We start from the raw sequence: 23429 nt of genomic DNA, 5'->3' as shown, positions 1-23429 counted from the left end.
TTTCTCTGGCTAAAGTAATTAAAAGCAAATTTAACATAAAGGGTGACATAAAGGGTGAAGGCATTTTCGAAAATGGCTTCGCCCTTTAATGTAAATCCCCACACCATTTAACATCAACCCTCAAGGCATTTTCGAAAATGCCTTGACCTTTTACTGTTATTCCCCACGTCAGTTACTTGAAATGTCTATACCATAATCTGCTCTAAATACCAAACACCGTCTCAATCAAACGCTTCTCTGCCTTTTCTCCTTCCCTTCTCCAAATCTTTATTTAACCGTTATCAGACCAGTACACAGCCGTGAATCCAGGGAATGGGGATGGACGGGGGCGGAGGCCTGCTTGGAGGTGTGACGCCGGGCAAAGCGGAATCCGTTGGCGATGAAAGCCGTCTGGAAACCGTTAGTAAAACTTAGGCTCCAGGGACGGAAAAAGACGGGCAGAAACTGAAACCCAAATCAGTTTCTGAGATGCCCACTGAACGGTAAAGTCCCATAAAGAGTTTACCGTGAATGGGCATCGCACCGTCTTTTTCCGTCCCTGGAGCCTTAGTTTCACTTACGGTTGGAAGCAGGTTTTCATCGCCAACGGATTCCGCTTTGCCCGGCGCCACACCTCCAAGCAGGCCTCCGCCCCCGTCCGTCCCCATTCCCTGGATTCATGGCGTAACCTTCACCAATCAACTAAATAAAGATCTCACCCATCTTTCTTCCGAAACGCCATCGGCGTTTCCCCGTAATACTTCTTAAAATACCGTATAAAACTCTGCACATTATTATATCCCAACTGTTCCGCAATTTCCTTAACTTTAAGCGCAGGCGTCTGAAGAACCAGATCCTTTGCCTTCTGCATCCTGATATATGTAATATATTCCAGAACCGTATACCCGGTCTCCTCTTTAAAGATGATGCTCAGATAGCCGGATGAGAGAAATACCGCGCCGGCTACATCGTCCAGAGACAAGTCCTTCCAGTAGTTGGCTATAATAAAGGATACTGCTTTTTCCACATTAGGTGAAAACGGCTTCTCCCGGCGCTCAAAATTGGCGATACAGGCCTGCAGCATTTTTTCCGACATCCGCTCCAGATCCAATATGCTTTCTGCACTGAACACCGACTGGAAAATGTCTTTTTCATTGTATTCCTTTGGCAGTTTCCCTCCCAGTTCCAGCACATTTTTAATCAGATTATTGCAGATTTGAAAATATACGAACCTGGTGTACTGAATATCCGTGGCATTATTGCTCAAATCTTTGGTCAGCGCATGAAGGGTTTCCACAGCCTCTTCCATACTGCCTTCCGTCACATATTTGGTCAGCCGGTTCTCAATTTCCCTGTTGTAATACTCGTTCTTATACTCAGCTACGGGGGCGGCTTCGTAAATCAGCGTATTTTTACCTTTAAAGAAGGTTTTATCAAGCGTCCGCAAAGTCTCCGAATAAACCAGATTCATATTTTCCCGGTTTTTAAAACTACGGCTGACACAGCAGGTGATCCTGATCTGGTCTTCATTTTCCAGCGTCATTTTCACTTCATCAATTTTATGCAGAAATTCATCGTAATCAAATGATGTGTTAAAAATCCCCACACAGCGGTCTGCGGTCAGTCCCGCAAAAAATCCGTCAATTTCCGCTTCATTCTGAATCAGTTCCCGGAAACGGTTGATAATCGTGCCTCTGGCCTCTTTATTCTCGCACTCCGTAATAACCAGTTCATTCCACTCAAAGTTCATATTCTGGTGGAGAATCAGTTTCAGATGTTCAAATCTCTCCTCATCGAAAATCTCCATCACCAGTTTGGCTATGGAATCACGGACCACAGAAGGAAGGGCATATTCCTTTTCCGTCTGAAGTTCATTGACCACATTTTCGATCAGGCTGTATTCATTTGTAACCTTTTCCGGCTGCCCTTTCGCCGCAATTCCCTGAAGCTTATGACCCAGCTGCTTTAACGGCTTATAGACGTACAGTGAGAACAGGTAAATGATGACTGTGGCGGCGGCAATCATCAGCACACTGGCTATGATGATGATCTTTTTAACCGCTCCCGCCTCCTTTACAAGATAGGTGTAATCCTGAACGGCTGCCAGGGAAATGTCCGATACCTCCGAACGGTTTTTATAGAGCACCAGGTTCTGACCGTCCATATTGATCTTCTCCGCGCTCTGAACCTGATCCTGTAACCGTGTTTTAATCTCCGGGTCAATGTCAGCGACCCCATCCACCGAAAGCACGTCCCCGTCTCTGGTCATAAGATAGCTCTTGACCATCTCCGTCTCGCTTCCGATCAGCAGGTTATTGGTAAAAGTGTCTTCATTGATGGTCAATATGATATAAACGTCCTTTTCCCCTCTTACCGGTTCAAAAACCTTGACAAACTCCAACTGCCTCTCATTGCCGTCTTCATTTATGATAAATGAATTCTGCTTCCGGTAATCCGGCAGCGGCCCCAAATCATCCAGCCCCATTTTCGTCTTTTCCGTAACAGCAATCCCTCTTTTGGCATCGATCAGGCAGATCCCTTCAATCAGGCTGTTATTGGAACAAATATTCTGAAAATGACGTATGATCCTCAACAGCGCCGTCGGCCGTTCATAGTAGTATTCATTTGTCATCAGAAATTTAAATACATTTTCATCTCCGATCATCACATTAACCGCTTCGTCAAGCTGCCTGACCCGCTCGTCCAGAGCGCTGCTCTTTTCCTCAATCATGTCCTCGTTAAATACGATCATATTTTTCAGGATCAGCCTGGAGCTGAACGCACTGCAGATTATGGCGATCATACAGATAAATACCACGGTAATGACTATATTCACCAGGTAAAGTTTATAAAAAATAATACTTTTCGGCGGCATTTTCTTTTTATTCATTCGCTTTCCCCCAATACAGAATAACTATATCAAAATGAAAAGCAAAATGCAATCTTACCGCCTTCCGGCTCAATTTCCACTTTCAGAGCTTCCACTCCGGGAACCAGATTATAGATTCTCTCCGTTTCATAGGGCAGCGCCAAAGTCCCTTTGATAACCTCCACTTTAACGTCGGCCTTCTCTTTCCGTATCAGAATGCATTTTTCTTCTTTTATAACCGTTTCACGGCGCTCAGACACCAGCGGAAGTACCCACTTGGCCCCTGATCCCACTGTGGCGCTGACCCGGATATAATCTTTCCCGAACAAGTATTCCACCTCATAGGCCCCGTCGTCTCCCGGGAGCCGGTTTTGTCCAATATCGGTAAACCGCCCTTTTGCGCGCACAATTGTCTCCTGATCCGCTTCCTGGTCCGTCCCCCGGTTCACTCCCCACTCCGCAGCCTCACACTCCAGCCTGCACCCATAATCATACATACTGCTGTATACCTTATCTCCAACCGCCAATTCCAGCCGGGGCGTCAGGCATTCATGATGCAAAAACCGGGGAAGCTGCATGTTATTGGCTTCCTTCATATTGTAATCACACATGCTCCCGCATAAAACCGGCCCGGCCTTTTCCTGCCACAGCAGGGATAACGTCCCTCCGCTGGCATGGCCTCCCGGCAGTTTTAAGTACTCCCAGTCATAACCCGTCACCGTTGCCGTATAACCATCTTTTGTCACCAGATAAGTGTCCGTCTCTTCCACATAAATGGTCTCTTTTAATTCCATTCTGGGCAGTTTCCCATCCACCAGCCGGTCTTCCAGCTCCCGGTCCAGAATCCCCGCCAGCACCTTGGCATGGCTGAATGCGTGATGGACGCAGGGCGGTTCTCCTGTTTCCCATACATGAGGGCCGCCGTATAAAAATCCGTTATGAGTGCATTTTTCAAGCTGCTTCAAGCTCTTATAGGCGGCAATTCCAAATTCCGGCTCCTCATCCGCCCCTAATAGATATCCCAGGGCGCAGCCGTCGGAAGTCCTGCTGCCCCAATAGGTCCATTTGAAGTTACGTGTGCCGAAACTGTTATCAATTCCGCCGTCTTCCAGGAAGAAAAGCAGGTGGCTCTTCAGCGCCTTTCTCACCGTCTTTTTCAGTTCCTCATCGCCAACCAGGTATGCGTACTGAATAAAGGAAGGCAGAGATTCTTCCACATTATACCCGATATCCACAGGCCGGCATCCTTTGGCGCTGTAACCGTCCACCGGCCGCCCTTCCCCTATCAGAATGCCATTTTCCGTAATCTGTCCGACTGCCAGAGCGGCAAGCTCCCTGGCCCTCTTTATATATCTGTCTTCCCCCAAAAATGTCCCGCACAAATACATTGCCAGGCTGTTGGTAATCCGGTAATTCACATTGCAGACTTCAAATGTCTTGAATCCGCACAGGAATTCCGCCGCCTTCCCAATTCTCGCCTTCCATTTTTGGTAAGTTTCCTGATCCAGAATATGCCCGTGGTATTCCAGCGCTTCAATCAATTGGATCACGCTGAAAACCGTCGTCCCTTTCCACTCTGAATTGGTATCATTGACATAAGAGCCGTCTTCTCTGGATACCGTCTGCTCCGCCCAGTCAAAAAGCAGCTTGGCCCCTTCCAAATATCTGTCGTCCTGATCCACATCAGCCAAATACAGAAATGGGTAAACCGCATCAAAACACCTTCCATGGATTCCCGCGCAGGCCGGGCAGAGTATCCCGCCTTTTAAAGCGGGGTTATCCACAGACCTGACCTGTAATTCCAGCAGTTTTCCACACCATTGCCTCAACAAATCCCCACATATGCTCATAAGTGTCCCTTATTCCTCCGCTTCTGAATACTCCCGCACACAGTTCCCATAGCTGATCCGGAAAATGGACCCGGCCCGCTCATATTCCGGCCTCCTGTTCCACTCCATTTCCCCTTCTTCCCGGGTTTTTGTGCCCAAAACGGCACAGGCCAGCCATGTTTCACCAACCCCGATCTTTCCCTTTAATGTGGGAATCACGGTTCTGGAATACATGATGTTGGTATTTGGATGAGCCGCTGTCATAATCCCGGCCCTGTCCCCTTCCAGGTTGACAATTCCAGTACAGCCCCAAGGGAAAAATGCCTCCGCACAGTCAGCGTCGGCCTCCATCCCCATTTTGGTCTCCCAAACCGTGTTATTTTCCACAAGAATTCCACAGCCTTCCCCATGAGTGCCGCAGTCTTCCCCATAAAAACTACAGTCTTTCTCATAAAAATCACAGTTTACCGCATAAGCCCCTTCGCCTCCGGTCAGCTCTCTCCCGCTCTCAATCCGGTGCACCCTTACATGCCAGGAACCGCAGGGAATCAGCCATGTGTGGATGGTCACATCCCCCCACGGTTTCCACACGCTGTAAATTCCCGATTCATCCACCCGGACTTCCTCACAACTTCGCCGCATCCGGTACATATTATCGTCATTTTCACACAGAGCCAGCATGGAATCAAACGCCCCCTGGTCAAGCCCATACTCCGCTCCCGGAACGCTGAACCCGAATACGTTGGAATAGGCGAACTTCTCATATTTCGCAGCCATAAAGCTGGGCTCGAACCTGGCGTACTGGCCGGAAGCCAATGCCTGGATATGGCGTCCTCCTTCCCCTCTCATCAGAACCATAAACGGATGTTTCTGGACTGAAACGGAATCTAACTCCGGAAGTTTTTCTTCCTCTGCCGTCCAGAAGGGATGCTCCTCCGGAAGGGCCAGCACTAAAAATGCCTTCATCGCCCATGCAGGCGATCCCGGCGCATTGTAAAATTCCGCCATTTTCAGGTTGGGGTAACGGTATCCGATGGTCAAAAGCCCGTCCTGGTCAAATATAGGCTGCTTCATCCACCATCTCAAATTCCTCAATATAATTCCCTTTACAACGCCCCAGGGATAAACCTCCACCTCAGCGTACGCAAGAGCGCTCCAGAATGCAGACATGGCAAACCGGTAGGTCAGGCTCCGCCCGTAAGGAAGGGCGTCCCCTTCCGCGGAAAACCAGCAGATGAAGTCCTTCGCAAACTCCGAAGCCCGCTTTTTATACCGCTCCGCCCGGACCGGGTCTTCATGCCCCATCAGCTTCGCGTAAATCAATCCATAAAAATGCATGGCAAAAGCGATATAATAATCCCTCTGAAGGGTGGGGCCGTCCGAATACCATCCGTCCCCAAGATAGCTCTTCTCGATTTCATCCAAAGCCGTTTCCATGATGTCCCGGCTGTATGATGCCCCGGCTTTTTTCAGCCCCAGGTTAACGATCACATGGAAAAACAGCCAGTTATTCGTCGCCAGAGGCGCGTCGTTAATTTTCAAAAGCCAGGTTTCCAGATTCTTTTTCTCCCGGCTGTCCAGAGGTTCCCAAACCAATTGGGAAACCATAGCCAAAGCCAGGCCCAGAGTGGTCATCTCCACGATTTTCTGATCTTTGCCGTCCAAATCTCCCCAGTATTCCGGCGAATCCGGGTCCGTACCGTTTTTAATCCCCTCCAAATAGTCCTTCCAAAGCCCCGTTTCATAACCTCCGGCACTTAATGGGACAAGCCCGAACAGAGGTCTTAAAAATCCCTCTATCCAGGCTGTCTTATGAGGATATTTGGCCGCGCTCTCCCCGGCGTTCAGCCAGGCCTTCTGCGGGCTTAATTTTTTAACGGCACAGGATATCATATTCTCCGCCAAATCCTGCAGGTCCTGCCTGGATTTTAACGGGTTTTCTCTCATCTCCTGCATATCCTTCTCCATTCTGATTCAAGTTTACGTTAACCGTTCAGACGGCTTTCAGACCATTTTTCCGGCCAGGAAAATGAGCCGTCCCGTAACAGTTCAGACAGGTCTGAACTGTTACGCATCCAGCCCATTAAAGTCGCCTGCGGCGAGGGGCTGGATGCCTGCAACCGCTATGTTTTCGTACGGTCCGCGCAGTAAATGCGCAGACCTATCTGAACTGTTACGCCGTCCCAACAGACGCACAGTTTCTATTTATTTCTCCCTGTTTACATATACAGGTGACACAAACGCCCACTGGCGGTTCTTCTGAGCCACTTCCAGATGATAGTAATCACAGTCATTTTCCGGCGTATTGTCCTCTAATTCCAGATCAAAGGTATATTTTGTCTCCGGCAGGGCTTTGAAGATCTTAAATGCCTGGGAGTGATAATATTCCATATGAGCGGTATAACCGTAATTCATCAGTTCCCCGATTGTGGCGGTATATGTTTTGTCATTGAGTTTGAAGGTCACTTTCGTGTCCAAGCTGCCCTGAACCTTAATAACAATGGATGAAGTGGACGGATGAAGGGTGGATTTATTTCCCACCGTATCGCATCTCCAAACCAGCTCATTTTCACTCTTTAATTCTGAATAGGTCTCGATGTCGTTGATGTCGTTTTCATCATATGTTTCATCTTTTGAAGGCGCCAGAACGCTTCTGCCCCTGAAATAAGTATTATAATCTTTGATGGTTCCGTTCTCCACCTGAACGTTTCCGTTCCAGCGGTACAGGCTGGTATTGCCCCATCCCATTTCCACGCGGATCTTATAACATCCTTCCTGGTTCACTTCCTGGAAGGTCTCGCCGTTGATGATCTGAACCGGTTTATAATTCTTATAGAGGATGATCTTATCCAGAGTACCCTCTGTTTCCACATGGGCGCGGATCTTCCTGTTGTTGGCTGTGATCTCACTTCCCATCCAGGAATCATTTACCTTGAAGTCACAGAGGATTCTGTCGCCTGTAACCGCATATGTCCGTCTGGCTTTCAGCGCCGCCCAGATGCTCTCTCTCGTCTTCTCTTCTGCAACTACGGCAGCCAGTCCGTCCCCGTAAGATCCCGGGAATCCCGCATGATGGTCCGTGGAACCCACGAATCCGAATTTATGTCCCTGGCGCAGGCCCTCGTCCACCATATCCCTGGTATCTCTCGGCCCCATGTTGTGATAATATGGATAATCCGCATCCTCATTCATGGAACAGCCGTGTTTGGAATAAACTTCCACAACCGGTGAAATGGTATTGTCGAACTTCTTCCAGTCAATTCCGCGGTAATCCGGCGTATATCCGATATGATGGGGAATCGCAATGGCGTCCTTGCCGCAGTCCTCCACCAATTCCCTCGGTGAATTCCTGTAGATCAGCGGGAGTTCATCGTCGATGGAAAGCAGATGATGGTCGCCGTACTCTCTGGAATGAAGCTCATACCCCTGGATTGCCACAAAATCAGCCCCGTTGGCTTTTGCCACTTCTTTTCTGATCTCTTCCCAATGATCCTGTAATTTCTTAAATCCCTCTAAATGGAAATTAACCACAAATTCCGTTCCCGGCGCTTTTTCATACATATCCGGCCACATGGCGTGGCCTGTAAATGCGGCAAAATCCAGTTGGCTTTTCGCCCTCTTTATAGCGTTGGACAAACTTCCAAAACCATATGTAATTCCACAGTGATTGTGCAGATCTCCCCAATAAGTATTCATAATGTTGTCTCTCCTTCTGCTGCCCTGCAGCCTGTTATTATTATTGTTAACCGCCGTTTTGGCGCTGCTACCGATTTAGAAAATGTCTGTCTTATGGTTTAGTTTGATCAGAGCTTCCGTAAAGAAATAATCCCCGTAAATGATCGGCACATTCACATGTTTATTCTTCGCATAATTCACTGTGCCCTTCTGGATGATCCCCTGGGTTTCCTCTGAAAAATCAGCGTAATTCTCATAAAGCCCCTTTAAAATTGCCACAGCCTGGTCATGATAGAATTCCTTCTCCGCCCCGTCTTCCATCAGACTGCTCAGTTCCAGCAGCCCGCTGGCCGTACAGGCGGAAGCCGATGAATCCAGCACGAAACGGTCTTTGGCGTCCGTCCTGAAATCCCAGTAGGGAACCTTATCCGCCGGGAGGTGGGAAAGGAAATAACCGGCTACATTTTTAGATGCTGTCATGTATTCCTCTTTTCCGGTTTCCCGGTAAGCCAGTGCCATTCCATAAATTGCCCAGGCCTGGCCTCTGGCCCAAGCGGAATCCGGGTCTTTTCCCTGTCCGCCCAGATTTTCAATCTTTTCCCCTGTATATGGATCAAAACTCACGATGTGGGCGGTTGTGTTGTCCGGCCTGATAAAGCTCTTTAACACCGTGTCCGCATGGGCTCTGGCGATGTGGTAAAATCTGGGGTCCTTCATCTCCTTGGAAGCCCAAAACAACAAGGGGATATTCATCATGCAGTCGATGATGGCCCATCCCTGGGAATCCGGGTTCACCTCATCGGTCCATGCCCTGATAAAATGTCCCGCCAGGTTAAAACGTCCCGCCAGATGGCTGGCCGCCTTCAGTCCCCTCGCCCTGGATGCAGGGTTTCCGGTCAGTTTATAATCGATGACCGCCGACGGCAGCCACATAAATCCCACGTCATGATGGAGGGTCACAAAGCCGTCCAGCACCTCGTCCAGCCGGTCTTCCAGCTTTCTTGCCAGCTCCAGCGCCCTTTCATCTTTTTTCTCCTGATACAAGAGCCATAACAGCCCCGGCCAGAATCCGGAAGTCCAGAACGCCGCGCCCTGGTCATTGTAAACTCCGTCATAGGCCACGTGGGGAAAATGCTCTCCGATCCCGTCTATATTCCTTCCAATCTTTAAAAGGCATTTCTCAAGTGCTTCCTCAGTCCAGCTCATCCCTTATTTTCCTCCCATACAAAGTAGTCTTTGTGCTCTTCATTAAAGTTCCTGCATGCCTCATACATCTCATTCAGCGCGTCCTGGTATTCTGCCTTTCCGGCCACATTTTCCATCTCATGCGGATCATTTTCCAGATCGTACAATTCATGCTCATGCTGGCTGTCATATACGTATTTATACCGTTTTGAAACAGCCGCTCTTCTTATTGTACCATAGCCCGGATTGCCTGAATACTGGGAAAAAACAATTCTGTTTTCATCCGCTTTTTCTCCACGGATCACGGGAATCAAAGAAATGCCGTCGCCTGTTTTATCTTCAATTCCGGCCAATTGGCAGAGCGTAGGTTTAATATCCAGATGAGAGATCACCCCACCCCAGCTTCCCGTTTTTTCACCCGGAACCTTTATTACAAATGGAACCTTCACCGCCTCTTCGTACATTTCCATCTTCTGGTACATGCTGTGCTGCCCCAGGTTGTCTCCGTGGTCTGAAGTGAAGATGATGCAGGTATTATCATACCTTCCCCGGGCCTTTAATTCTTTAATTACAGCTCCGAATATCTCATCCGCCATGGTGGTGAGCCCCAGATGGGCCGCCCACACCTTTCTCCATTCTTCCATGGACACGCCCTCTGCAAGCTGGGCCGGAACCCCTTTTCTTCTCAGCTCCGGCTCTCCCTGGGCGGCAATGCCGATGTTGTCCGGCAGCACGATCTGATCCGGGTCATACATGGACGCATAAGGTTCGGGAACCCTGAGGGGCGGATGGGGAGCCCAAAGATAGGTGAACAGGGCAAACGGCCCTTCCGGCAGTTCTCTTATGAACTGAAGAGCCTGATCCTTGAAATAGAAGTCCTTAAACTGTTCAATTGGCTTATCCCACAGGCTGGCTTTATGGCCGCTGTAACGTTTTGACACATATTCGCCTTCAATCTCTTCTTCCACCTGGGTCAGCTCGCTTTTATCCCTGGCCGTCACGATTCCCTGATCCTTCGCCCATGCCTCATAATCTTCCTGATTCACAAAAAAGTCCAGTCCCTGTTCCCTCATGGGCGGCTGCACCTTAATATGGTCAACTCCCACATGTCCAATGCGGTATCCGGCCTCTTTCAACAGCCTGTGAATGGGTTTTAAATCCCCTGCCGTCTCTCCCTTCCAGTCGTTATATACCACGCCGTTTGCCGTAGGATAGACCCCGGTAGCCAAAGCGGTCCTGGCAGGCACACACAGAGGGCAGGCGTCATAAGCCCGTTCAAACCGGAACCCCTCTTTTACAAGCCGGTTCAAATTAGGCGTTACCTCCCGGCCGCACTGGATCATATTGATCATATCCGCCCGCTGGTGGTCTGTCATAAAAAGCAGTATGTCTGGTCTGTTTTCCATTTCGGTAATCTCCTCTCAATCATATCTCTGTATACTCAAAAATTCCGTATGCCAAAATGACATACAGAATTTTTAAATTCACATGTTATCCCTTGACAGATCCCATCATTACACCCTGTGTAAAATGTTTCTGAAGGAACGGGTAAACACATATAATCGGTAAAACCGTAATTACAATGGTAGCCATCTTAAAGTTTTCAGGGTTCATGAACACCTCGCCGCCGCTGTTTAAATCATTTGCTACCATATCGATGATATTTCTCAGCACAACCTGAAGAGGCCATTTGGAATCCGTATTGATGTAAATCGTCGCATGAAGGAATTCATTCCAATGCTGCACGGCATAGAACAGTGAAATGGTTGCCAGCGAAGCCTTGGAAAGAGGCAGCACGATTTTTACAAGGGTTGTCGCATCCCCGCATCCATCGATTTTGGCCGCTTCAATCAAGCTGTCCGGAATGCTTTTGAAAAACTTGCTCAGGATCAAAAGGTTGTATACATTAACCGCCATGGATGTGATCAGAGACCATAAGCTGTTCAAAAGTCCGAATTGTTTGATTACAAGGTAAGTAGGTATCATACCGCCGTTAAACAGCATAGGGAAGATTACGAACGCGGACAAATACTTTCTGCCCGGAAGTTTTTCCCTGGAAAGCGGATATGCCAGCATGATGGTGAGCAGCATATTCACGCAGGTTCCTACCACGGTTAAAAATACGGAGTTAAAAAATCCGGAAAACAATATTTTCTTGGAAAATGCATATATGTAAGATCCAACGGTGAATCCGGCCGGCCAGAGATAAAGGCTGTTTAAGCTGGATTTTGACGGGTCGCTGAAGGAATACATTACAACATACCAGAACGGATACAGCATGATAATTCCTATTATAACGAATAACAGGTAATTCAGCACGGTAGCCACATGTACCTTTTTGCGTCTGCGCATCATACGATTCCCTCCTCCCCGAACATTTTACTGATCTTATTGGCACTGGTGACCAGAATCAGAGCGATTACCGATTTAAACGTATCCACCGTGGCCGCAAAACTGTAAGACCCTCGTCCCAGACCTTCCCGGTAAACATAGGTATCAAAGATATCAATGCTTTCCATGGTGATCGGGTTCTGCAATACTAAAATCTGCTCAAATCCGGCGCTCATGACTTTACCGATTCTGAGAATCAGCATTACGATGATGATGGACGAAATTGCCGGAATGGTGATGTGCAGCATCTGCTGGAACTTGTTGGCTCCGTCCATTCTGGCCGCTTCATACAGGTTTAAATCCACCTGGGTCAGGGCCGCCAGGAATACGATGGTGCTCCATCCCGCTTCTTTCCACACATCGGAAAAGATAACTACCCAGAAGATGGTGCTTTTCTTAGCCATGATGTTGACCGGTTCCATTCCCAGCACACGGAACACCTGTCCCGCCAGTCCGAAGACCGGCGAGAAAAGGTTCAGCATGATTCCTCCAATTACTACCCAGGATAAAAAGTGGGGCAGATAGAGAAGGGTCTGGGTTACTTTTTTAAACTTTACCGCTTTAATTTCATTTAAAAGGATTGCCAGTAAAATTGGAATAGGGAATCCAATCACGATCTTAGTCAAACTGATGACCAGTGTATTTTTCATAACATTCCAGAAATCGGAGGAATGTATCAGCGCTTTAAAATTCGCTAGTCCCACCCAGTCACTGGCCCAAATACCTTTAAAAATGTTGTAATCTTTAAAAGCAATTACCAGGCCAAACATGGGCAGATACCGGAATAAGATGAAATATAACAACCCGGGGATCATTAACAAATAAAGTACTTTATGTTCTTTTACGGCCTTCCATGTTTTACTTCGGGATGTTTTTGTAGCTGATGTTTTTACCGCCGCATTTGATCCTGCTGCCATGTCAACCTCTCCTTAACTTTTATTTATTTTGCCTGATAAACTTCATCCAGGGCTTTTGTCAGTTCCACTCCGCCTCTGGAGTTCCACTCTTCCACGAAATCTTCAAATCCGCCGTCAATCGGTGTTTCACCTACGATCATTTCGATATATCTGGTGTTTGTGATTTCTCTCAGTTTTGGATAAATTTCATTTAATTCATCGATGAAAATTCCGTCAACCGGGTTTGCATAGCAGATGGTATGGGAATAATCAAACGCGTCAAACAGTTCCGGTGAAGAATGATCGAATAATACAGTGTTGCCGATGAAGAATTTATTTAAATCCAGGTCATTTGTCTCTTTGTCATCGATCAGTCTGACTAACTTGTCGCCTTCCCATTTGTAGTGCTCGCCTTCCACGCCATACTGTGCGAAGCGGTTTCCTTCTTCTGACATCAGGTAATCAATCAGTCTTAAACATGCGTCAATGTTCTTGGAATCCTTAGATACAAATGTTCTTAACCAGCCTCTTTCACTTGCCATACGGATGCCTACAGGGTTGTCGCTTCCGCCTTTCAGCACAGGACCGTATACATGTTCTCCGTTAGGATTGCTCTGGATAAACGGCTCATAGTAGTTTGACCAGTTGTTCTTATCAAAAATATGTATTTTAGTAACGCCTGCTCCGTAGATACCGGATTTCACTTTCTGCTGCCATCTCTTAGGATCATCTGTTACGAACTCAGGATCGATTAATCCGTCTTTGTACATTTTGTTTAAGAACACCAATGCGTCTTTCATAGCCGGATCAACAGAACCATTTACAATATGTCCGTCTTTTACCATCCAGTAGTTAGGAAGAGCTCCGTAAGCGCCGAAAATGTGGTCAAACCATGTGGTATCCACGTTCTGGTATCCGCCGAATGCGAAGGTATCGTCTACGCCGTTTCCGTCCGGATCCTGTTTTGCAACCGCTTTTGCCACTTCATAGTACTCGTCTAATGTGGTAGGAACTTCTAAACCGAATTTATCCAGCCAGTCTTTTCTGTAAGCGATGATGGATAATGGATTCGGGTTCTTGATACCGATGGAATAGATGTTTCCATCTGTATATCTCATGGTATCCCATGTAGCTTCGTCACGGCCGTTCTTAATATTAGGATAGTTGTCCCAGTACTCATTTAAAGGAAGAAGAATGCCGGAAGACAATAACTGGCTCTCCATGGTCTCTGTTTCACACTGAATGATGTCAGGGCGGTCACCGGAAGCCAGAAGGATATTTAATTTGTTATCCAGATCTTTGGTAGGAACCTGGATGAGCTCTAATTCTGTGTTGGTCGCTTCTTCAATCATCTTCTTTGCGTAAGAACCGTCCACAATGTTCTTATTCGTTAAGAAGAGTTTCAAATGAACAGGCGCTTCTTTCTCGCCGGAAGCCTGAGCCTCTGTGGAAGCAGCATCACCTCCTGCTGCCGCTGTTGTAGCTGCCGCACTGCTGCCTGCTGCCGATGAAGCAGTCCCCTCTGCTTTCTTGCTGCCGCAGCCTGCTAATGAACCGGCTAACAGACATACCGACATAACCCCTGCAGCCATTCTCAAAAGTTTTTGCTTTCTCATAAAATGAATCCTCCTTTGTGCACATTTTAAATTTTCCTGTGCTTTTTCTATGTATCTATGATATAATTTCATTATGAAAAATTCAACCCAAGATTTTTAATATTATTATCTTTTATTCATATGTTACAATTTCAATATGGGTTTTTTAATATAATATGGCTTTTTTAATATGTTTAAATTGGGATTTTATTGTATAATATGTATACTATTTTTATTCAAAACCAGAAAAGGAGCACAACAATGAACAAATTATTTGGAACTGTGGACATCGGCGGCACAAAAATCATGGCAGGCATTACAGACGAAACCGGATGCATTAAAAGCTATGAAAAGTTCCCTACATTAGAATTACAGGTATCCGATACCATGGATAAAATCATAGAATGCCTGAAAAGACAATGCGGGGACCTCTCCATCCCCCTCTCTCAGCTTTCCGGCATCGGCGTCGTATGCGCCGGGCCGGTGGACGCCGCAGGGGGCACGGTAGAAAATCCCTATACCCTGCCCGGCTGGGATCATTACCCTCTGGTTCAGGTTTTACAAGAGCGCTCCGGCCTTCCCGTGAAGCTGGAAAATGACGTAAACGGTGCTTTGCTTGGAGAAGTGGTTATAAAAGGGCTTACAGAAAAACGGGTGCTGATGATCGCGTTCGGCACAGGCATCGGCGCCGCATTCCAGGCCCAGGGCCGTCTTTACAGGGCCGGTCTGGGATTCCACCCGGAATTAGGCCACATAATCATCTCCGGGGAAGGAGAAACCTGCTACTGCGGCCATAAGGGCTGTTTTGAAAGCCTGTGGTCCGGCACCGCCCTTCACAAACGGGCTAAACAGCGGGGATTCGGCGACTTCAACGACCTGTTTGCCCAGTGGAAATCCGGGAATCTGAAGGCGGCCGCCTTTATTGAGAAGATCCAGACAGAACTTCAAACCGCCGTATGGAACCTGGGAATCATCTTCAAACCCGAAGCGGTGATTCTGGGCGGAGGGATCATGTCGACTTATTTTCCTTTTGCAAGTAATACCTTACAGGAAGATATGAGAGATAATGGTGACTTCGTTCCTCCCTATGAAATCCTGCAGGCTGACCCGGAACGCAACCCGGCTTTGATTGGGGCTATGAGGCTGTTTTTTTAAAGTAAATGGGCTGTCTAAAGTAAAGGGTGAAGGCATTTTCAAAAATGCCTTCACCCTTTACTTTAATCTAAGCTTTTCATAACCCATCTGCATTCGTCCTTAAAAAACACCAGTTTCACATCCCGCCTGATCCCCCTGTAACAAACCGTACAATCATACTCCACAGATGCAATTCCGTTATACCGCTTCTCTTCTATATAGTTCACGTGAATCTCATCAATCTTTTCAATCCTTCCCTCATCCTCAAACTTGATCATCATCGGCATAGACCGTCCCGTACTGGTAAACCAGCACTTACAGGCAATGTCTATCTGACGTCCTTTCATGGGGCCGTCGTCCGCTTCTTTGGTATTCACACCTATTCCAAATGCCATAATCCACGCCTCCCCTAAGCCGTTCCGCGGAAAGACCTGGGTATCCCGCCTTCCATGTGATCGATTCCTCCAGTTAGAAAAACCGACCTCTTTACCGAATCCATGCCAAATCTTCCCCGTATCCTGTCTATGGTCTCATCCAGTTTTTCTAATTTCTCGTACTCCACATCGTCAAATATGGAAATCTGGCGGAATCCATCCGCACTCTGGAGACGTCCCGTATGAATACCCAGATGCCTTATGGTCCGCCCGTCCCATAATTCATCAAACAGCCGGCAGGCCGCCCCGTGGATTTCCTGGGTGATATTTGTTGCTGTTTTAAGTATCATCTGATGGGATTCATAGTGAAAATCACAGTCCTTAATTCCCACCGCAATCACTTCCGCTTTCACTCCGGCTTCCCGCAAACGGCTCCCCACGGTTTCCGCCAAAGCCAGCAGCACCAATTTGGCGATCCCTCCATCGGAAACATCAAATGCAATGGTCGTTGAATTCCCATACCCTTTATTGGGCGGCGGTTCCGTCTCCACCACGGACAAATCAATCCCATTGGCAAATGCCCAAATCACTTCCCCATGCTTTTTCAAATGCTGCCGCAGCAAATGGGGATCTGTTTTAGCCAGATCCCCGATTGTCTTGATCCCCATAGAAAGCAGCTTTTTGGTTGTAGCTCTTCCAACAAAAAATAACTCCGACACCGCGAGAGGCCACATCTTCTGTTCTATCTCACCCGAAAATAATGTATGAACCCGGTCCGGTTTTTTAAAATCCGAGGCCATTTTGGCTAAAATCTTATTATCCGACACTCCGATATTGACCGTAAATCCCAATTCTCTTTTAATCTCTTCCCGCAGCATCTTTGCAGCGTTCACCGCATCCCCCCATAAACCTTCCATCCCCGTCATATCCACAAATGCTTCATCAATGCTGTACTGTTCCACATCCGGTGAATATCTGGACAGGATCTCCACAAACGCTTTCGACGATTTTTCATACAAACAGTAATTGGGCGGGACTAAAACAAGATCCCTGCACTTCTGTTTTGCTTCCCAGATTGCTTCTCCCGTTTTAATTCCGTACTTCTTGGCGGGTATGGATTTCGCCAGGATGATTCCCCGGCGCAGTGCCAGGTCACCGCCTACAGCCGAAGGAATCTCCCTGAGATCCAGACCGCTCCCTTCATGCCACAGCCGGTAAACCGCTTCCCATGATAAATAGGCGGAATTAACATCAATATGAAATATTCTGCGCTCCATCCGTTACCAACTCCTTTCCACTTAACTTTAACAGAACATACGTTCTGATTCAAGTGGATGTTATTGGTAAATTCTGATGCCGCGCCGCCAGCCGGCCATCCATCCTTTATATCTTCTTTACCTATTCCTTGTATTCCCCTGTCTCCGTCTCATAGGTCCAGTCATTAATGCCGCCGAAATCATAGACATTTTCATACCCCATAGCCACCAGTTTATCCGATGCATCCTTACTTCTGACACCCGACCTGCAATGAATCAATAAAACTGCTTCTTTGTCGGGAAGGGCTTCCGGCTGTTCATCCTTTATGGATTCATTAGGAATTAAAATGGCTCCCGGAATATGTTTAACGGAATATTCATCCGCCCTGCGCACATCCACCACAATTACGTCCTCCTCATCCATCATCTTTTTCGCTTCCTCTGCGGTAATCTTATGATATGCCCCTTTTTCAGCGCCTTCTTGGGATAAACTGCTTTCATTTGAAGTTTCATTTTTCTTATATCCCAATCCGCACCCGGCCAGAGAAATTACAGTGGCAATTCCTATGCATAACAACAATATTCCTTTACTCATAAATGTACACTCCTTAACTGAATTTATTTTTGTTACAGTTTATACTGTAACTTTACAATATACAGTTCTATTTGTCAACAATTATTTCTGTCTGCATTAAATTTTTTTCTGTCTGCATCAAAAAAACTGCAGTGTCTGCTGTTCATATTCCGCACGTTTTTCTAACAGCGTTGGTTTCTGCCTGAGAATCTCCTCAGTCTTTTCATCTTCCAGTACCCAGTCTTCCAGCTCATCCGGCTCCAGAATCAAGGGCATTCTGTCATGAACTTCCTTCATGGATTCGTTGGCCTCTGTCGTGATAATCACGAACCGGTCCCCATCGTCTGTCCGGTTATAGAATCCCGCCAGAAAAAGAACAGGACTGTCATTCCTGTAGAATGTGATCTTCTCTTTATTCTTATTCCATTCATAAAACCAGGTACAGGGCACTATGATCCGGCGGCGGCGCACACCTTCCTTAAACATTCTCTTTTCCAATACGGTTTCGCTTCTGGCGTTAAATATCACGCCTTTATTCTGAATACCCGGCAGGCCCCATTTCTGCCATTCCATTTCGAAATCGGTTCCGTTTCCTTTCAGTACAGGAGCCAGGTCCGTGGGATGAATATCCCTCCCCATTTTCTCCCTCTGGAGGCGGTCATCGATCTGGCGGACTAACTTTTTTATCTCCCGCGCTGTCTCATCATCAATATAATATCTTCCGCACATAAAACAACCTCTTTTCTTCCCTTTGACTGATATAGTATTATCTTTTCCAAGCCGTTGATTCTCATACCGGTAAAAAGACACTTGGGCGTTCAAGTGTCTTTTTACATTCTGATCTCTAGTCCGGAGCTCCCACACATCCCCTGTCTGTCAACTTATTTGGATCACAGATAACGCTGATATCAGGCTCAACATAATTTTTATAATCACTGTCTTCATTCTCTGATTTTAAAAATACTGCAAATGGAGCCGGGTAAACTCTGCAACTCCCTTCACTATTATCTATATAGACACCAATCTCTTTCGTGAAAAAGGCCACTAGGTCCTGATGTTTTCGGTAACGGCATAGGCTTCCCTCCTGTGTTGTAATGATGGAAATTTCTTGTAATAATTTGATTATATCATGCGTTAACCCTGGTATGCAAAGAGAATACTTTCATTCTATTTAGATATATTATTGAAATTCGTGTTATAACAAGCCCCATTGCGGTCCATAAAGTACCAGTTTCCTTCCCAAACCGTCCCGTATCTCTCCATTTTTCCATCCGGATTCATATAATACCAAAGACCGTCAACCTCATTCCATTGGCCCCTCAGCTTCTTTCCATTAGTTCCAACATAATACCAGTCCTCACCTTCCTGTATCCACTGATTCGTCAGAACCGTATTATCCCCATTAATATAATACTCTTCATACCAATTACTAACCAGAGATTCCTGAGGCCCTGTATAAACTAAGTCTCCGCCTTCTGCCTTAAAATTACTCGATATCTCATCCTTATCATCGGAAATATGCCCTTTTTCATCAAAATAATACCATAAACCGTCTTTTTTAGACCATTCGCTTTGAGCCATCGCGCCGTTATCAGTTAAAAGATAACGGTTTCCATCCTGTTCAAACCAGGTATTGCTGAGCATAATCCCATCAGCCCTGAGCCAGTACAAGCGGTTCCGGTATGGAACCCATTGGCTGGTGGCCATATGGCCTTTGGGATCATAATAATACCAGTGCTTGTCATTGAGAACCCAAAACGTAATATAATGACCGGCTGAATCGGTACGGCTGGACATGGATGGCCGGGAAGAACCTTGATCACTTTCCGGCTGTTTTGTTTCCTGCCCGACAGGAGGTTCCGAAGGCGCCGGCGCCGGAAGTCCCGGTTCCGGACAGCCTGGTTCCGGATACTCCGGATCTGGATCAACCGGCTTTTCTTCTCCATCCGGATCAGCTATATCCGGTTCTTTTCGAACCGCTTTATAATATGCATATAAAACACAATCGTCTGCAATCCGATACCCCGTCTTCTCCGTTACCCTGTAATCCTCCGAAATAACGGCATCTCCATAAAGGCTGTCAGAATCTTGCGCCACAGTATACCATCCGCAGAAAACGAAATCTTCCGGAATAACGGATGGTTCGGGCAGCGTACCAAACAAAGTTCCATATACCACCTTCTTATCCGCCGTATCCCCTTTTCCAATTCCGTAATCATACGTAATTGTATAAGTGTTTGGAATCCAGTCAGCGTAATAAGCGGCATCCCGATCCCCAAACCTTGCATCCGGGTCGGCCGGCTGGCCTTTGCCTTCTTTTTCCGTATACCATCCCTCCAAGGTATAGCCGGGACGGTCAATCTGCGGCAGTTCTCCAACCGGATCATAGTAATGGAATACTTTAACAACGTTCTTTTCCGGATCAAAACAGGAATCATAGGTTACAGTGTAATCCGTTTGAGTGTAATTCGCATAAAGAGTTAAATCCTGCGGCAGCATAAGGCTGTCTTTCCCCATCTCACTTCCCTGTCCCTCAGGCCCGGTATAAAAACCTTCAAAAACCAATCCGGGTAAGTTACCGAAACTATCAAAACTTTTGGAAAGCCGGCCGTTTTCCCCATAGGAAAGCGCAGTTCCGGCACAGTTATCCTGAAATTCAACCAGAATTTCTTCGGTGCGGTCCTTATACTCCGGCGCTCCGTTAGAACTATACCCGCCGGCCCGGCTTATTAATGTCACTTTATATTCATTTGGCGACCATGATGCATAAAGGTCTGTCTGGCCGGTTTCACTGTAGGGCATTAAGCTGTCTTTGGTATAGGTATCACCGTCATGATCTGCGGTAGTATTCCATCCACGGAAGGCATACCCCGGCCTGTCTGGTTCTGGAAGGTCTCCGATTGGTTCGTTATAGTATCCGTTTACACTGCTGCTTTCATTTACCGATCCGTTAGGGTCTAAATGAAGCTTCATAGGTTTTCCCTTCCAATTGGCATATAGTTTAACTGCTGCATTATCATCGGCGGCTAATTTACTGATCTGTGTGCCTGGAGCAAAGGCTTGGCCGGTCCCGTCCGTGTTGGTGGACCAGGTGGTTAAGTTATACTTATAAGCATCCGGTTCAACGGTTTGATACACTTCCTGGGCCTTTCCTTCCGATTCGGTATAGGTAATCTCACTATATTTGTGCTGGGATTGACTGACCGGCGTTTCATCCTTTAGGGAATAGGTCACAGAGTATTCATTCTCTTCCCAATACGCATAACACCAGGTTGTTTTTGCCGGCATTTTGCTTTCAGCAGTAATTTGACTACCTTTACCGCCCTTTTCCGTATACCAGCCTTTAAAAGTATATCCTTCCCGGGTCGGAGCCGGCAACGGGCCCATAGAATCGTAATAGTGCTTCATTTGGGTGGATCCGCCGCCTCCCCTATAATCTTCATCAAAAACCAGGCTATATTCGTTTGCTCTAAAATAGGGATAGAGAGTTCTATTTTCTGCCCATATCTTACTGGCGCTGCTTACTTTTGTCCCCTTCCCCTCTGGTTGTGTATACACCCCCAAAAAGGTCAGGCCAGGCAAATTTTTATAGCTTTCAAAATGTGCGGTAATATCATCATAATGGAGGTATATGGTTACCGGATTACCGAAATTATCATCATGATACTCATAGTAGTAGGTTTTCGTTGGTTTTATATGTTCCGGCACGCCATTGTTTAAAATACCGCTTATAGGCTCATCCACAAATGTGAGCGTATACTGGTTGGGTTCCCAAACCTCATATAATGTTTTATCATTATAGAAATCGATTTGATCACCATTTTGATATGTATTCCCAATTTCCGGCCAACTGTCCGACCAATATAAAAGTGTATATCCGGTGCGTTTTCGTTCAGGCAGAACCATAGGTTCATAATAGCGGCCATAGCAGGTCATATCAGGATTTAAGGAATAAATATAGTACAAATGCATAGCAACTCTTTTTCCTGTCATTATTGGGATCATTTCAACAACTTCGTCCGGTTCTTTCGTTAAATTTCTCACCTCATCATAAGGATCGTAACTCGTATTTGTCTTGGGACAGTTCCAGGTAAGACTCCATCCATCGTTTTTTTCTTCATACCATTTTACAATATCCTTTTTTTGAAGATAATAGGATGCGCCATAAGTGTGTTCCTCTTCTACATATTCCGTTAACTCCGGATTGATATAAAAACGCACTTTATAGGTAATAGGGACTGCCTGAACCACTTCACCGCAGACATCACAATAAGTCTGCCAGTATCCGTTCACACTGGCGGTTTTGCTGGATTCAGACCAGGTGTGTTCTGTCTTGGGAAGTGTTCTCGTCTCATATCCAAGGCAGTCGTATGGAGATGTTCCATAGTACTTACAATATCGTTCTTCATATCCTGTTTTGGCACAGGTAGGCGCTGATCCCAATGTCCACTCATTAAACTCATGGCCAATCGGGTCAAATATCGTCTCACCAGTTTCAATTGCACCACAGATCTGACAGTTCCTTCGTTTATATGCCATAAACTCCTGGCCAAAGGTGTGGGACGTAGTGCTGCAAGGGGCCGAGGCCCAATACCATTCTGTCCATGTATGATCTGCCGTTTTTTCATCCCATATGGTTTGAAGGCACCGTGTACATGTTCCCTGCAGGGTTATACCAGCTGGACAGGATCCACGCTTATATTCCCAAGATTCCACACTATGCCCCAGGGCCGGAATATCAGCGATATCGTCATACGCACCGCATACAGTACAGGTGCGAACGTTTTGGCCTACCGTGGTACAGGTCGGTTCCTCTTTTATCGTCCATTCACCATAATTATGAACAATGTGATTGGGCTCTAAGGAATTTGATTGATTGTCTTCATATCTGATAGTAACAGGCACAGCATTCTTCTTTACGATGCCATAGGCGCTGCACGGATACCAGAAATAATCCTCATCCCCCCAACTCCCGTAAGTACGCCATTGAACCGTTCCGTCCCGGTCCGTATAGGTATAGCAGATCCTATCCTCATCACCGCTTGAAACCAGGGTATACCAGCCCGGAACTTCCCCCGGAATGGCATAGTGGAAGAAGCCGGTTTCCTCCAATGCGTTGGAACCGGAAGCAATTATGCTCTTTTCCTCTTTTTCCAATGCATCGGAAGGGACTGCTTTGGAACATTCTTTTCCCGGCGGCGGCAGTGACGCATTGGACGGACTTGCATGTTCCATACCGGCAGATGGAACCGTTTGGGCCAGAATTGATAATGCATTGCTTTGGCTGGAGATAAATACTGCCAATAATAGTGCTTTAGACATGGTTCTGAACATTTTCATAATGAGCCTCTTTTCGTTCTGACTTGTTTTTAGGTAAAGATAAACACGCCTCCCGGCAGATCAATGATTAAAGTACGAATTAGTAATGGTTCAGACGGCTGAAAAATAAGATTAATTTGATAAAAACAGATCAATAAAGAAAATCCCCATAGGAAATGGATATGCGCAAAATGTGCATAGAAAATAAACATAGAATGCGATATTAAAATAAAACTTTGGAATGTGATTCTGAACGTACCTGAAATACCCTGAACTGCAAGAAAACCTGATATCTTTGATAAGCATGATAGATGCAGATATTCTGCATACTGCTTTAGTAAATAGATTATACC

At 46.6% G+C, this 23429-nt stretch carries 16 protein-coding genes; 1 reads left to right on the top strand and 15 read right to left on the bottom strand.

Going from position 1 to position 23429, the window contains the following annotated elements:
• Positions 1 to 410: 410 nt before the first annotated feature.
• From GPL15_RS23495 to GPL15_RS23450, 10 genes are all read right to left on the bottom strand, one after another.
• The gene (locus tag GPL15_RS23495; RefSeq protein ID WP_215701113.1) at positions 411 to 647 is read right to left on the bottom strand and encodes a hypothetical protein; all 237 of its coding nucleotides are present in this window, start codon (positions 645 to 647) and stop codon (positions 411 to 413) included.
• 47 nt (positions 648 to 694) lie between these two features.
• On the bottom strand, positions 695 to 2869 hold the full coding sequence (locus GPL15_RS23490; protein ID WP_215701112.1) for a response regulator transcription factor: 2175 nt from the start codon (positions 2867 to 2869) through the stop codon (positions 695 to 697).
• A 29-nt stretch (positions 2870 to 2898) separates the two neighbouring features.
• Entirely contained in the window at positions 2899 to 4698 is a 1800-nt protein-coding gene (locus GPL15_RS23485) for a hypothetical protein (protein ID WP_215701111.1), read from the bottom strand.
• Positions 4699 to 4707: 9 nt separating this feature from the next.
• Entirely contained in the window at positions 4708 to 6633 is a 1926-nt protein-coding gene (locus GPL15_RS23480; protein ID WP_215701110.1) for a DUF2264 domain-containing protein, read from the bottom strand.
• A gap of 249 nt (positions 6634 to 6882) precedes the next feature.
• Positions 6883 to 8373: a DUF3604 domain-containing protein gene (locus tag GPL15_RS23475; RefSeq protein ID WP_215701109.1), complete on the bottom strand. Its 1491-nt coding sequence runs from the start codon at positions 8371 to 8373 to the stop codon at positions 6883 to 6885.
• A 75-nt stretch (positions 8374 to 8448) separates the two neighbouring features.
• Positions 8449 to 9558: a glycoside hydrolase family 88 protein gene (locus GPL15_RS23470; protein WP_215701108.1), complete on the bottom strand. Its 1110-nt coding sequence runs from the start codon at positions 9556 to 9558 to the stop codon at positions 8449 to 8451.
• Positions 9555 to 10943: a sulfatase-like hydrolase/transferase gene (locus GPL15_RS23465; protein WP_215701107.1), complete on the bottom strand. Its 1389-nt coding sequence runs from the start codon at positions 10941 to 10943 to the stop codon at positions 9555 to 9557. Before GPL15_RS23465 ends, GPL15_RS23470 begins: the two co-directional genes overlap by 4 nt.
• A gap of 85 nt (positions 10944 to 11028) precedes the next feature.
• Complete coding sequence (locus GPL15_RS23460) at positions 11029 to 11892, bottom strand: carbohydrate ABC transporter permease (protein ID WP_215701106.1); 864 nt, start codon at positions 11890 to 11892, stop codon at positions 11029 to 11031.
• On the bottom strand, positions 11889 to 12845 hold the full coding sequence (locus tag GPL15_RS23455; protein ID WP_252198591.1) for an ABC transporter permease subunit: 957 nt from the start codon (positions 12843 to 12845) through the stop codon (positions 11889 to 11891). The genes GPL15_RS23460 and GPL15_RS23455 overlap by 4 nt, the downstream gene beginning before the upstream one ends.
• A gap of 23 nt (positions 12846 to 12868) precedes the next feature.
• A complete protein-coding gene (locus tag GPL15_RS23450; protein ID WP_215701105.1) occupies positions 12869 to 14440 on the bottom strand; it encodes an extracellular solute-binding protein in 1572 nt (523 codons plus the stop codon).
• Positions 14441 to 14680: 240 nt separating this feature from the next.
• Between GPL15_RS23450 and GPL15_RS23445 the strand changes: the two genes are divergently transcribed.
• Positions 14681 to 15574, top strand: coding sequence for an ROK family protein (locus GPL15_RS23445; protein WP_215701104.1), 894 nt, complete (start codon positions 14681 to 14683; stop codon positions 15572 to 15574).
• 62 nt (positions 15575 to 15636) lie between these two features.
• Here the strand turns inward: GPL15_RS23445 and GPL15_RS23440 are convergent, their stop codons facing one another.
• The 5 genes from GPL15_RS23440 to GPL15_RS23420 all read right to left on the bottom strand — a co-directional run bounded on the left by GPL15_RS23440 (position 15637) and on the right by GPL15_RS23420 (position 23097).
• On the bottom strand, positions 15637 to 15948 hold the full coding sequence (locus GPL15_RS23440) for a hypothetical protein (protein ID WP_215701103.1): 312 nt from the start codon (positions 15946 to 15948) through the stop codon (positions 15637 to 15639).
• A 14-nt stretch (positions 15949 to 15962) separates the two neighbouring features.
• A complete protein-coding gene (locus tag GPL15_RS23435; RefSeq protein ID WP_215701102.1) occupies positions 15963 to 17204 on the bottom strand; it encodes a DNA polymerase IV in 1242 nt (413 codons plus the stop codon).
• A 121-nt stretch (positions 17205 to 17325) separates the two neighbouring features.
• Positions 17326 to 17778, bottom strand: coding sequence for a rhodanese-like domain-containing protein (locus tag GPL15_RS23430; RefSeq protein WP_215701101.1), 453 nt, complete (start codon positions 17776 to 17778; stop codon positions 17326 to 17328).
• A gap of 117 nt (positions 17779 to 17895) precedes the next feature.
• A complete protein-coding gene (locus GPL15_RS23425) occupies positions 17896 to 18486 on the bottom strand; it encodes an SOS response-associated peptidase (RefSeq protein WP_215701100.1) in 591 nt (196 codons plus the stop codon).
• Positions 18487 to 18924: 438 nt separating this feature from the next.
• The gene (locus GPL15_RS23420) at positions 18925 to 23097 is read right to left on the bottom strand and encodes an InlB B-repeat-containing protein (RefSeq protein WP_215701099.1); all 4173 of its coding nucleotides are present in this window, start codon (positions 23095 to 23097) and stop codon (positions 18925 to 18927) included.
• Between the last annotated feature and the right edge of the window lie 332 nt (positions 23098 to 23429).

Source organism: Clostridium sp. MCC353, from assembly GCF_018785315.1.
Taxonomy (GTDB): domain Bacteria; phylum Bacillota; class Clostridia; order Lachnospirales; family Lachnospiraceae; genus CHH4-2.
The sequence above is the reverse complement of the archived record's forward strand: the minus strand, read 5'-3'. Positions and strand labels throughout refer to the sequence as shown.